The sequence below is a fragment of the Methylovulum psychrotolerans genome, assembly GCF_002923755.1.
Classification (GTDB): domain Bacteria; phylum Pseudomonadota; class Gammaproteobacteria; order Methylococcales; family Methylomonadaceae; genus Methylovulum; species Methylovulum psychrotolerans.
On sequence record NZ_PGFZ01000001.1, the window covers coordinates 680,102 to 693,972 of the forward strand.

Annotated in this window: 6 protein-coding genes and 2 rRNA genes; 2 read left to right on the forward strand and 6 right to left on the reverse strand. The window is 51.7% G+C overall.

Going from position 1 to position 13,871, the window contains the following annotated elements:
• Positions 1-29: 29 nt before the first annotated feature.
• Positions 30-425 carry an iron-sulfur cluster insertion protein ErpA gene (gene erpA, locus AADEFJLK_RS03150; RefSeq protein ID WP_428839015.1) on the reverse strand — a complete coding sequence of 132 codons (396 nt, stop codon included), beginning with the start codon at positions 423-425 and terminating at the stop codon, positions 30-32.
• A 178-nt stretch (positions 426-603) separates the two neighbouring features.
• On the opposite strand from erpA, the gene AADEFJLK_RS03155 reads away from it, so the two are divergent.
• Together AADEFJLK_RS03155 and AADEFJLK_RS03160 are read left to right on the forward strand one after the other, a co-directional pair.
• Entirely contained in the window at positions 604-2,277 is a 1,674-nt protein-coding gene (locus tag AADEFJLK_RS03155; protein WP_103973265.1) for a formate--tetrahydrofolate ligase, read from the forward strand.
• 389 nt (positions 2,278-2,666) lie between these two features.
• Complete coding sequence (locus tag AADEFJLK_RS03160; protein WP_088619451.1) at positions 2,667-3,131, forward strand: cyclic nucleotide-binding domain-containing protein; 465 nt, start codon at positions 2,667-2,669, stop codon at positions 3,129-3,131.
• 218 nt (positions 3,132-3,349) lie between these two features.
• On the opposite strand, the gene AADEFJLK_RS03165 is transcribed toward AADEFJLK_RS03160, so the two are convergent.
• The 5 genes from AADEFJLK_RS03165 to AADEFJLK_RS03185 form a co-directional block, all read right to left on the reverse strand.
• Positions 3,350-4,909, reverse strand: coding sequence for a ShlB/FhaC/HecB family hemolysin secretion/activation protein (locus tag AADEFJLK_RS03165; protein ID WP_103973266.1), 1,560 nt, complete (start codon positions 4,907-4,909; stop codon positions 3,350-3,352).
• Positions 4,910-4,945: 36 nt separating this feature from the next.
• Positions 4,946-6,355, reverse strand: a complete 1,410-nt coding sequence (locus AADEFJLK_RS03170) for a FecR family protein (RefSeq protein WP_103973267.1) — start codon at positions 6,353-6,355, stop codon at positions 4,946-4,948.
• 21 nt (positions 6,356-6,376) lie between these two features.
• Positions 6,377-10,327 (reverse strand): two-partner secretion domain-containing protein, encoded by a 3,951-nt coding sequence (locus AADEFJLK_RS03175; protein ID WP_170065021.1) that lies wholly within the window; start codon positions 10,325-10,327, stop codon positions 6,377-6,379.
• Between the two features lie 342 nt (positions 10,328-10,669).
• Positions 10,670-10,785, reverse strand: a 5S ribosomal RNA gene (rrf, locus tag AADEFJLK_RS03180).
• Positions 10,786-10,914: 129 nt separating this feature from the next.
• Positions 10,915-13,795, reverse strand: a 23S ribosomal RNA gene (locus AADEFJLK_RS03185).
• Positions 13,796-13,871: the final 76 nt, after the last annotated feature.

Below are 13,871 nucleotides of genomic sequence, written 5' to 3' on the forward strand. Positions count from 1 at the left end.
TTAATGACGTTATCTGCTGCGCTTGGAAACTACATAGAAAACGACGACCCGCATCCACAAGTGGTGGTGGCGTTGGGGTTGCGGATCACAAACTGCGCACCCGACAAATCTTCTTTATAATCGACTTGCGCCCCCGCCAAATACTGGATGCTCATCGAATCAATCAGCACCGTCACCCCGCCGTTAACGACGCTGGTATCGTCTTCATTCACTTCTTCATCAAACGTAAAACCGTATTGGAAACCGGAACAGCCGCCGCCTGAAACATACACGCGTAACTTCAGGTTATCGTTACCTTCTTCGGCGATTAATTCACTGACTTTGCTGGCGGCACTGTCGGTAAAAATGATTGCATCAGCCATAAATAAACATCCTCTATCAATAAAACCAACCCTGATTATGACTATACCCAGTAGTTTAGTCAACAATTACCCGCCCGCTTGGAAAAATTCCCCCAGATTAGCTCAGAAGCAGTAAAATAGGCGTTTAAAATGTCCGGTAAAATGCCTCAGGCCACCCAGCAAAGCCGTGTAAACCGCTTGGCTTTATCAGCCCCCCGCTGTGTGCCCTTTGTGCAATACACCCCACCACTCAGGATAAAGAATGTCTGATATAGAAATCGCCCAACAAGCTAAGATGCAGCCGATTATCGGCCTTGCCCACCAACACTATGGCATAGCCGCCGAACATCTTGACCCCATCGGCCATTACAAGGCGAAGATCTCGCTGGAATACATCAACAGCCTCACAGACCGCACCGACGGCAAATTGATTTTAGTCACCGCTATTAGCCCTACTCCAGCCGGCGAAGGCAAAACCACCACCACCGTCGGCTTGGGCGATGCCATGAACCGCATCGGCAAAAAAACCATTATGTGTCTGCGTGAGCCGTCTTTAGGGCCGTGTTTTGGGGTTAAAGGCGGGGCGGCGGGCGGCGGCTACGCGCAAGTCGTGCCGATGGAAGACATTAACCTGCACTTTACCGGCGATTTCCACGCCATTGGTGTGGCGCACAACTTATTGTCGGCGCTGATTGATAACCACATCAACCACGGCAATGCCCTGGACATAGACCCACGCCGCATCCAATGGAAACGGGTGGTGGACATGAACGACCGCGCCCTACGGCATATCGTGGTCGGCATGGGCGGGGCCGCCAACGGCTATTTGCGTGAAGATGGCTATGATATTGTCGTCGCTTCCGAAGTGATGGCGATTTTATGCCTGGCGACCAGCCGCGCCGATTTAAAAGCCCGCTTAGGGCGTATTGTCATCGGCTATAAATCCGACCGCACCACCCCTGTCTATGCGCGTGACCTAAAGGCCCACGGTGCTATGGCGGCCTTATTAAAAGACGCGATCAAGCCGAATCTGGTGCAAACCTTAGAGAACAATATCGCCATCATCCACGGCGGCCCGTTCGCCAATATCGCGCACGGTTGCAATACCGTCACCGCCACCAAAACCGCCTTAAAACTGGCCGATTACGTCGTCACCGAAGCGGGCTTCGGCGCGGATTTGGGGGCAGAAAAATTTATCGACATCAAATGCCGCATGTCCGGCCTGAAACCTGCCGCCGTGGTCTTGGTCGCCACGGTCAGGGCATTAAAATTCCATGGCGGCGTGGCTAAAGATGCCTTGAACCAAGAAAATCTGATCGCCCTGCAACAAGGTTTTGCCAATCTGGCACGCCATTACCACAACATCACCCAACATTACGGCCTGCCCTGTGTGGTCTGCATCAACCATTTCACCTTCGACACCGAAGCCGAAATCGCCTTGCTGCAAAACCAATGCGCAGCCTTAGGGGCGGCCTGCGTGGTTTCCAAGCATTGGGCGGAAGGCGGTGCCGGGGCGGAAAGCTTGGCGGTGGCTATCACTGAGATAGTCGATAACCGCGAGCCGGCTTTTACCTTCGTCTACGATGCAGACTTAGGCTTATGGGAAAAAATCGAAGCCATCGCCACCAAGCTGTATGGGGCGGCAAATGTCACCGCCAACGCCAAAGTCAAAGCCCAATTGGCGGCTTGGCAAGCCGATTACGGCACTTTCCCGATTTGTATGGCCAAAACCCAAATGTCGTTTTCCACCAATCCGAACAGCAAAGGCGCACCGTCCGGGCATACCGTCGAAATCAGCGATGTCCGGCTCGCCAACGGCGCGGGCTTTATCGTCGCCATCGCAGGCGATATGATGACCATGCCGGGCCTGCCGAAAGTACCCGCAGCCGAACGTATCGACATTGATGATGACGGTAGGATTACCGGGCTGTTTTAAATCAGGCTATTTTTCAGTAAGATAGCCCAAGCGGTGTAGGTATACGCCGCTTGGGCATAATTGCAATGATTTTTGAGATGACGGCAAACGGAAGAATTGCTTGCAGAACGCCGTATGTAATAAGATTTGGCAGCAGTTGAATATTGGTTTTTCCGTCCAGCACATCCGCTAAAAAGACTTAGCCAAAACGGAACCCGCCAGAATCCGCTTAAAAAACGCGATCATTTATATTTTTCTGAACACTGAAAGCCATTGTGACGCATTAACGTTACCGACTGTTTTTTTCCGACACCCATTATGGCTAACATGGTCTATAATCTCCCATAATAGCCAATCACCCTGATTGCTAATAATAGCCTTTTTTTCACTTTCTACGAGTTAACACCGCCATGATAAATTTAGTGATTTTACTTGATGACCCCGATTTTATTGAGTCAGTGCAATTTAGCAAAGTCAAATATCAACCCGATGACATTATTTTAAAAGAAAATGAAGTCAGCCAAGATGTCTACTTTATTCTGGACGGACAAGTACAAATCAGCACTTGCATCGGCGGCGAAGTTGACCGGGTGTTGCCGGGCTTGGCGCGTTTGGCGAAAGGCGATTTTTTTGGCGAACTGGCAATGTTCGACGGCGAACCGCGCAGCGCCGAAGTCACGGCACTGACAGCTTGTGAAATAGCCAAGGTTGACGGCTCACAAATGTTAAGCTTTATGGAAAAATATCCAGAGAAAGGTTATTTTGTGTTGCGTGAGCTGTTTATGAATTTAGTCATCCGCATCCGCCAAAACAACCTGCGCACCAAAACAGTACTGGAATTGTATCTGAGCGAACACAACACACCTAAATCATAATAAATACGGCTATTGGCGTTATGATTAAACAATGGGCATGAAATAACCTAGGCAAATACAGTCTCGGAGCGCGGGTATCTTGCCCGCCGCCTTTGGGATGACAATATCCCCAACTCAAAACTGCCTCAGATAAGCGCCGATGTTATTTTATGCCTGCTAAAGGATAGGACGGGCTAAAACAGGTTTCTTATCCCCCGCTTTACCCGCTAATGCGTACCTCAATACCGCAAGATAATACTGGCATGGATACGGCCATCACCGGCGCGGGTGGACACCGCATCATCTAGGGCATCGGCATAAGCCACTTTGGCCTGGAGGTTTTGCTGCCATTGCCAAGCCGCCCCGACCCCAGTACTGCTTAACGACCAATCCCGCCGCTGGCCAGGCGTGTAGCTTTGCAGCACACCATGCCCGTAATCATAGAACACAAATAAATTGACATGCTGCCAAGTCGGGGTAGTCGCTTCAATTTTAACAATTTCGCCACGGTCGGCACTGGTTTCCCGCTCCTGATAACCACGGATATCATAACTGCCGCCTATGCCTAATTGCTCACCGGAAATCAGTGAATTGCTGGTGTATTGGGCGATAAAAATAGTCTGTAGCTGCCATTGCTGGAGATTAATGCCCATATTGGCGCCGTAACGCAACACATTCCATTCGGGCGAAGCCCCAGAACGCACCGCCGTATAATCCGTAGCACTATTGTGGTCGCCTAATTGGGTATTGCCCGCCCATTGCGCCTGATAACCGAACCGGGCATTACGCCACGGGTATTCGGCCTTGTACTGGATGCTGAAAGGCACACTGCGGACATGGGTTCCGATAGGCACATTCTGAAAACGGATGTCGCTGACAAAATCGCGGTTATCCAGACCTATATCCAACCACTGCTCATAAGCCCCCCATTTGGGCAAAAATTGCTGGTAGTGGATACCGTACATTTCCCCCGATCCGGTCACGGTCAAATCACTGGCGATTGTCCCGGCATTGACGTTGGAATAGGCGTAATAAGCGCTCAACCAACCTTTTAGGCCGTACAGCGGCAAGCTATAACTGCCCCCGTATTGTTTGACGGTATCGGCATGGTCGGGCGAGGTCGTGTAACTGGCGTTAACAATATGATCTAAGCCCCACAGGTTACTGTACTGCAACGCACCGATCAGCCGAAAATTACCCGTGCTTTTAGTCCCTACAGTGTTTAAGTTCAAAGTCGCCTGATACGGGCGTAAGTCTTTAACATTAATTTTCGCATCCACCTGCTCGGCTTTTGCCCCTGCCTTAAAAGTGACTTGGACTTGCTTGGCAGGATGCTTATTGGCAACTTTGACCGCTTGCGACAAATCGCCGGGCACAGGCGGCTTGCCCTGTTGCAGATTGGGCAAACTGGCGACAATATTGTCTTTGCTGAAATAGTGGTTGCCTTGCACCGTGACTTCGCCTAAAGCGACAGGTTTGATAAGAAACTTAACCGTACCTGCATCTAACGTTTGTGGCGGTAATATGACGCTGTAAAACGGCAAATTCGCATCACGCAACAAAGCCTCCAAGCCTTTGCTGACATCCTGCAACTCTTTAAGGGTGTATTGGCGTTGCTGTAAGGGCTGAAAATACCGCTCCAGCGCCTGCACCGTCAGCGGTGCGGCACCTTCGATACTAAAGCGGTTAACCATAAAGCGGATAGCAGGCGGCGGGGCGGCCCACGTTACGGCACTGGACAAACAGCACACAGCGGCCAGCAACGCTGAAGATAAACAAGTGGGTAGTAATAATTTCATAAATGCGTTTTTGCAGAAGGGTTAAACTGCCGAAAATTACTTATCACAGCTATTCGCTGGGATTCCGGCCATATCGGCATCAGAATTATCTTGTTCACCCGCCTCTAAATAAGGGTCATCTTCTTGGAATGGCTGCACTTTTGGCAATACCGCCATACGCTCCGGCGATCCGGCGTAAGCCACTTGATCCTTGCCGACCTCCAGATGGCGGGCATTGTTCTGCTCCAAATTCACCCGCCCACCATGGACATCCACATAAAGCCCTGTCGGCACTTTAGCTTCGGAAGGCTTAACAAACAGCTTATCAACAACGCTATGATCTTTATCTGGCCTTGGGGTCAGATTATCGGGCAAGGTTGCGGGCAGTTCGGGCAGTTTCCAAAGCCCGCCGTTTGGGCCGCCAATATAGCCGTTTTCCGGCACGGTCAGGACATGTTCACCTTGAGTGTTTTTAACGACAATTTCCCCTTGCCAAACATGACTATAAAGGCCGTCGACTTGTCCGGCACTGATCGTGTCCATATCCGTATCGGCCGCCGACGCACTGACGCAAGAGCCGATACAGCTTAAGTCAAAGCCCGTGCCACGGATACCAATCGTACCGACTGGCGTATCAATCGCATAAGCCGCCTTATTCGTTTTTCCGATACTGCCCGTCAATGCCCGTAAGCCCCCCACGGCCAAACTGAATAAAGCATGGTCAGGTTGGCCTGGACGCTGGTAACTGTATTCGGCGATGCGCAGCGTGCTGCTGGGCTGTAAAGTGATTTTCTCACCGTCACGAAACACCATCAACGCATAACTATTGGCTTGGCTCTGCACAGAATCACTGCTGTAAAGTGGGCTGCCCAAGGTCAATTGCCGCTCTACCGCCCCGCCGCCCGCCTGTAGGTTTTTAGCGGATACCTGGCCTTTAATATCAACAATACGCGCCACAATAGTTAGCTCGGCTTGATCTTGTACCGCCTTATTTTCTTCTTGGCAATCTTTGCCACAAATCCGTAGCGAATAATCCGCTTCCTGGGCTTTGACTGTCGCCAAGGGGGTTTTAATTTGCAGGCCATCAGGATTTTGTTTGGCAAGCGCTCCGGTATGGGTTTGCAAGCCACCTTCATGCAAAGTCAATTGCGCCTGTGGGTGGGCAGCCTGCTGGCCGTATTGGTCAACACTAAAATTGCTGTTGGGGCGCACAGTCACTTTAGCACCATCATTAAAATCAATAATAACGAAGCTACGCTCAGTTGTTTGGATATTATCGCCGACAAAAATTTCGGCATTGTTACCTAAAATCCTCGGCGTACCCCCTGGCTGCTGGGCGGCGTTACTGCCGCGCGAAAAACTGACTTTGCCGACCACTTTCGGGTCAGCCATAGCGGCGGAAATGCTCAGCCCCAGCCAGCAACAAAAACCTAGCCGCCTGATAGTGAAGGAAATAGGGGTATACATAAGAAATTTTCGCCTAACGGGTTAATTACATTGTTTCTGCGGCTTATGGCCCGCGGCTCTTACCGCACCTATAGCGGTGTTGCCCAGATTTACGTCATCCTCCCCATCAGTCGCTATCACAACGGGGCCTGAACTCACCGGCCCGAAAGTGCCGGCTACGCTACCCGATGGTGAGGGGCCAAGCAAAACCAGAGTTTCATTTTGTTCCTTGGCGGATTCTTGGCTTACCGCTCCGTCAGGAAGTACCGCCGACGCGCTATAAAGCACGCCGTTACCCATAGCCGCCGCAACATTAAAGCCGTCATCCCGGCACAAACTGCCGAATGTACAGCCATAATGGCTAAATTTAGCCATTAAACCGCCCAAAACCGTAGTGTCCGGGGCAGTGCTGTACACTAGCCAGCGGCCATGCGGGGTAGCCAGCTTCGCGCCCGCATCATTGATAAACTGCGTATCCGCAACCAAGACAATGGCGCTATCGCCCCCATTTGCCGTAATATCGCCCGTCAACAGCAATTGCCCTGAAGACTTAGCCGTCAAGCGGTTGACGGACGGCATCGCCGGCAAGGTCAATAAGCCGCTATAATCGGTAATCTGCACCGTACCTGTCGCCGCCATTACGCCGCCACTATAGGCAAAACCGTTAGCAAACTGATAATGGCCAGCCCCTGCTAACGTCCCACCCGACCAAGAAAACTGCGAACTGGTCGTCAGACTGTCCGTATTGTCAAGCAATCCGCCTGTCATGGTCAATTTGCCTAAGGACAAAGCGCTGTAAAGATTAAAAGTGCTGCCGTCAAGCACCGTTTCTGGCGCATCCAGTACCGTATTGCCCGTAACAAAAACCTTATCATTGCTAAAACTGACCGGTGTCTCGCTACTGATGTTTGCCCCTTTAAAGACGCGGGTGCCGTCTTGGAACTGCAATTGTCCGGTCGCCGCTATATGATAACTTCCGGTGTCAGCGCCGTCACTGGTAATTTGGACGCTGCCGTCGGCAATATTTACTCTGCCGTTATTATTAAACTGGCCTAACGTTATTTGCCGGACACTCCCCGCCCCCGTACCGGTAAATGAAATGATACCACTGGCTTGGTTAGTTAAAATAATCTGGCTAGCTAAGCTATTGTTATCCGCCGCTGCGCCTTGCCAGACAATCGTGCCATAGTTATCCCAATTTTTGACCGATGCCAGTGTCGAGCCATTATTAAGGGGGTTAGTCCCTGCTATCACACCAAAATTGACTTGCCCGTAATTGGCCCAATTTTTATACAGCCCAGCCGAACCATCCGCTAAGGTAGTGGTAGAGCCTGCTTGGGTCGTTAACAAACCATTGCCCAAAAAATACCCGGAAGAAAACCCTAGGCTTTGGCTAATCTCAACATCATCCTTACTGGTTAAGCTTGCATTATTGCTGATGCTGACTATAGGCAGCACCAAGGTGCTGCCGGTCTTAAAACTCAGCGATGCCCCGTCAATATCAGTCTCAGCCGCCTGATAATGCGACCCAGAGACAAAGCGATACTCACCGCCATCGGTAAACACCACTTTAGCCGCATCAGCCGTCACCGAAGCCCCGGTGCCAAATGTACGGTTTTGGCTTGAAAAATACAGCGCCGAACCGCTATCTGCCACATAGCTGCCGGTATCGCTATGCCCACTGGCCGCCGTTATTGTTAAGCTTCCGCCACCGGACAGATTAACAGCACCATCATTATTAAAAACCGTAGTGGCGATTTCGCCAGCCCCGTCGGTAGCCATGTTAATGACCCCACCGGAAAAATTGTTAAACGTGCCGCTACCCGTTAGCGTCAACGCTTGCTGCCAAACCACGGTGCCTTTATTATTCCATTGCTTAGCCAGCGTCAGTGTGCCCGAATCTTTAAGCGTCGTGGTGGTCTTGGCCTCCGTCACCAAAGTGCCAGTCCCCGCTAAACTTGCGCCTGCATAAAAATTAAAGGCCTGCGTCACATCGACAACACCGCTGCCCTGTAATACCGCACCGCTGTACAGGTTCAAAGTCTCCATACCCAAATACGCATTATTATTCAGCGTGCCGCTATTGCTGAGCGTACCGATAATCGCACCGTGATTCAGGGTTAATGTCGTGCCTTGGCCAACAGTGACCTCCCCTACCGAAACCAACAGGCCATCGGCTTGCACCGCGCCTTTAACGATAGCCAAATCGGCATTGCTTAACACGCCAGTATGGTCGCCATTGATAATACCATTACCGTCAAAGGTCAATGTACCGCCATTTAAGTCGATGAGCTGGTTGACCGCCGCACTACCCTCGCCCGAACTGTCCGAATCCGGTGTCAACCAAACACTTAATGCCCCACTGTCGCTGCCTTTAGCTACCCTTATCGCCGCATCAATAGTAATGTCATTATGAGCCTCTAAGGTCAGCGTCGCCGCCCCGCCCGCACTTTTAATGATTTGGTTCAATACCGTGATATTGCCGTCTTGGCTACCGTCAGTCCCGGTCATCACCTTAACCGACGTGCCCGCATTCAGTGCCGCTTCCACACTGTCGGTAGTTAGCCACCCCTCGCCACCATCGTTTGTCCAATTTGGGCCATCTTTCAGATGGGTATCGGTGCCACGTTGCTGAATAGTAATGTTACTGGGATCCAGCAACCATTGCCCTCCTTTGCCGTGCGCGGCTGAAGCATCAACCTGGATGCCTGACGCATCCAAAAAATGCCCTGATGTCTCGACAAAACCGCCATTACCGCCCTGACTACCGCCTTTAGCGGAAATCTGCCCATAAGCACGGGTGGTTTTATCCGCCCAAACAACCACCTTACCACCATCGCCCTGAGTCTTGGCATCAGCGTGAATCTGGGCATCCGCCGCCACAAACGTAGCTTGGGCATTATGGACTTGCGCATTTTTGCCTTGCCGGTCACCTCCAACCAAAACCTCGCCGCCACCCTGGCCACCGCCCGCATCTACCCGCGCTTTAGTCAATAGGGCAACTTGTTCGCCTAAAATCTGTACCGTACCGCCTTTACCCGCCACCGCGTCAGCCTGTACGGTTCCGGCAACCGTCACACTGCCTGTCTTGCTTTCAAGCAACACCGTACCCGCATCGCCATGGCTATTATTTGCCGACACCTTACTGTTTTCGGCCAAAGTAATTTCTTGTTGGGCAACTAATCTGACATGGCCTTGACTATCAACTTCGACACTATCGACATTGATTTCACCCTGATGCTTGATTGTGCTGGCAAAAACATTGACCGCCCCACCTTCCGTCAGTAACTTGCCCAAATTTAACACGGTATCAGCCGGCGCTTGGATCTCAAAACGAATATCAGGGTCATCCAGATTAGTCAAAATCAGCTCTTGCCCAGCCGCCAAGGTAATTTGCCCACCTTCGCTTTTGATAATGCCATTATTGGTGATGGAGGGGGCTATCAAAATGATATTGCCATCTTTACCCGCACGGATCAGGCCTTCGTTGACGATAGCCCCCGCACTTGACCCGGCCATAAAATGATAATTGCCCTTTAAAAAATCCTCATCACTTAAATTTAGGCTAGAGGCGACCAAGCCTTGGGTATCAATGACCGAATCGGCACCAAACACAATGCCGTTTGGGTTAATCAACAACACTTTGCCGTTAGAAACCAATTGCCCCAAAATTTGACTGGGGTTTTCGCCGATAATCCGGTTAAGTACCGCGCTTTGACTGTTTTGTTGGATAAATCGGGTGATTTCATCCTGGGCAATATTAAAATTTTGCCACTGGATAATCGCATTAGGACTATTCGTGACGGTAGTCACGCCAGGCGTGGAAGTGTCGATTCCGACATGGCCGCTGATAATGTGCGCACCATCCGGGTTCGCATATAAGGTCAGCGGAGACAGGGCGGCCAAGACCGCCAAATTCACTATTTGGCGGACAGAAAGCCAAGTGCCAAATACTGTTTTGCCGTGCTTTAACGGTTGCCGAATGGATTTCAAGCTGATCTCCTGGAAAAAGTTGCAATGACTAACTGATCATCAATAAGATAAGCGATACGCAGAACACAGGCCTATTTTTCAAACATGAGAAAAGACCCTGTTTAGCATCCCCGTAGCCAGTTGCTGTGGCTTATAAGTTTGTGTGCAAACGCACAAGTAGTTAAATGTCAGACTACTATTTTGCCGGCCAGGCCAAGGCAAGATATTCATTATCCAACAATTTCTAATGAGAAAATATCAAATTTTACCTAATTGGGCAATTATTTTACCCAAGCAAAAATAGCCATTCCACAGGCAAAAAAAAACCCCGGCCTTAAAAAGGCCGGGGTCTTCATTTTGGGAGCTTGGCGATTCCCTACTTTCGCATGGCAAACTGCCACACTATCATCGGCGCTAAGCGGTTTCACTTCCGAGTTCGGGATGGGGTCGGGTGGTTCACGCTCGCTATGGTCACCAAGCAATTCGGTGCGCTCGGGGGGTTGCCCCAAGCCTGTGCGGGGGGCTTGCGCCCGCCGCCGGAAACCTGTAAAGTTTTTGTTCGCATTAAGAAGGCGCAGGCCTTAGGCCACAAACCCATTGGGTGTTATAAGGTCAAGCCTCACGGGCAATTAGTACACGTTAGCTGCACGCATTACTGCGCTTCCACACCGTGCCTATCAACGTCGTAGTCTCCGACGGCCCTTCAGGGGACTTTAAGTCCCGGGGAGATCTCATCTTGGGAGGGGCTTCCCGCTTAGATGCTTTCAGCGGTTATCCTGTCCGCACGTAGCTACCCAGCAATGCCCTTGGCAGGACAACTGGAACACCAGCGGTGCGTCCACTCCGGTCCTCTCGTACTAGGAGCAGCTTCCCTCAAATCTCCAACGCCCACGGCAGATAGGGACCGAACTGTCTCACGACGTTCTGAACCCAGCTCGCGTACCACTTTAAATGGCGAACAGCCATACCCTTGGGACCTGCTTCAGCCCCAGGATGTGATGAGCCGACATCGAGGTGCCAAACACCGCCGTCGATATGAACTCTTGGGCGGTATCAGCCTGTTATCCCCGGAGTACCTTTTATCCGTTGAGCGATGGCCCTTCCATACAGAACCACCGGATCACTATGACCTACTTTCGTACCTGCTCGACTTGTCCGTCTCGCAGTCAAGCACCCTTATGCCATTGCACTCATCGCCTGATTTCCGACCAGGCTGAGGGTACCTTCGTGCTCCTCCGTTACTCTTTGGGAGGAGACCGCCCCAGTCAAACTACCCACCAGACACTGTCCCCAGCCCGGATGACGGGCCCAGGTTAGAACTCCAAACAAACCAGGGTGGTATTTCAAGGTCGGCTCCGCCAGGACTGGCGTCCCGGTTTCGATGCCTCCCACCTATCCTACACAAATCGGTTCAAAGTCCAGTGTCAAGCTATAGTAAAGGTTCACGGGGTCTTTCCGTCTAGCCGCGGGGACGCTGCATCTTCACAGCGATTTCAATTTCACTGAGTCTCGGCTGGAGACAGTGTGGCCATCGTTACGCCATTCGTGCAGGTCGGAACTTACCCGACAAGGAATTTCGCTACCTTAGGACCGTTATAGTTACGGCCGCCGTTTACTGGGGCTTCGATCAAGAGCTTCGCTTGCGCTGACCCCATCAATTAACCTTCCAGCACCGGGCAGGCGTCACACCCTATACTTCCACTTTCGTGTTTGCAGAGTGCTATGTTTTTGCTAAACAGTCGCAGCCACCAATTTTTTGCAACCTGTTGGGGCTCCACCCGCGTGGGGCTTCACCTTACAGGCATACCTTATCCCGAAGTTACGGTATCATTTTGCCTAGTTCCTTCAGCCGAGTTCTCTCAAGCGCCTTAGAATTCTCATCCCACCCACCTGTGTCGGTTTACGGTACGGCTGCCCATAACCTGAAGCTTAGAGGTTTTTCTTGGAAGCATGGCATCCATCACTTGCGCCCCTAAGGGCTTCGCCATCACGCCTCGGAATTGTAGCCCCCCGGATTTGCCTAAGGGGCCTTCCTACACGCTTAGACCGGCACTTCCAACCGCCGGCTGATGTAGCCTTCTCCGTCCCCCCATCGCAGTTATGGCCAGTACAGGAATATTAACCTGTTTTCCATCGGCTACGCCTTTCGGCCTCGCCTTAGGCACCGACTCACCCTGCGTCGATTAGCGTTGCGCAGGAAACCTTGGGTTTTCGGCGAGGGAGTTTTTCACTCCCTTTGTCGTTACTCATGTCAGCATTCGCGCTTCCGATACCTCCAGCCAACTTCCCAGTTGACCTTCGCAGGCGTACGGAACGCTCCTCTACCACCGCGCATTGCGCGGTCCGTAGCTTCGGTACTAGGCTTAGCCCCGGTAAATCTTCCGCGCAAGCCGACTCGACCAGTGAGCTATTACGCTTTCTTTAAAGGATGGCTGCTTCTAAGCCAACCTCCTGGCTGTCTGTGCCTTCTCACATCGTTTCCCACTGAGCCTAGATTTTGGGACCTTAGCTGACGGTCTGGGCTGTGTCCCTTTCCACGACGAACCTTATCACCCGCCGTGTGTCTCCCGTGCTCAAACTTGTTGGTATTCGGAGTTTGCATCGGGTTGGTAAATCTAGACGACCCCCTAGCCGAAACAGTGCTCTACCCCCAACAGTCATACACGAGGCGCTACCTAAATAGCTTTCGAGGAGAACCAGCTATCTCCGAGCTTGATTAGCCTTTCACTCCGAGCCACAGCTCATCCCCATCTTTTTCAACAGATGTGGGTTCGGCCCTCCAGTCAGTATTACCTGACCTTCAGCCTGGCCATGGCTAGATCGCCCGGTTTCGGGTCTAATCCCAGCGACTGAACGCCCTGTTCAGACTCGCTTTCGCTACGCCTCCCCTATTCGGTTAAGCTTGCCACTGAGATTAACTCGCTGACCCATTATACAAAAGGTACGCAGTCACCTAACAAAGTAGGCTCCCACTGCTTGTACGCATACGGTTTCAGGGTCTATTTCACTCCGGTCTCCCCGGTTCTTTTCGCCTTTCCCTCACGGTACTGGTTCACTATCGGTCAGTAAGGAGTATTTAGCCTTGGAGGATGGTCCCCCCATATTCGGACAGGGTTTCACGTGCCCCGCCTTACTCGTTTTCACATATACAGGTTTTCGTGTACGGGGCTATCACCCTGTATCGCCGGACTTTCCAGACCGTTCCACTAACAATGTACATACTTAAGGGCTAATCCCCGTTCGCTCGCCGCTACTAAGGGAATCTCGGTTGATTTCTTTTCCTCCGGGTACTTAGATGTTTCAGTTCCCCGGGTTCGCTTCCCGCCACTATGTATTCATGGCGGGATACCCTTGCGGGTGGGTTGCCCCATTCGGAGATCCGCGGATCAAAGTTTGTTTGCAAACTCCCCGCGGCTTATCGCATGCTACAACGTCCTTCATCGCCTCTTACTGCCTAGGCATCCACCGTATGCGCTTATTCGCTTGACCTTATAACCCCAATGGGTCTGTTTGCCGCCGCCCCTGGGGGCGGCGCAGATATCGGGGCATGAGGCCGAGCCTGTCG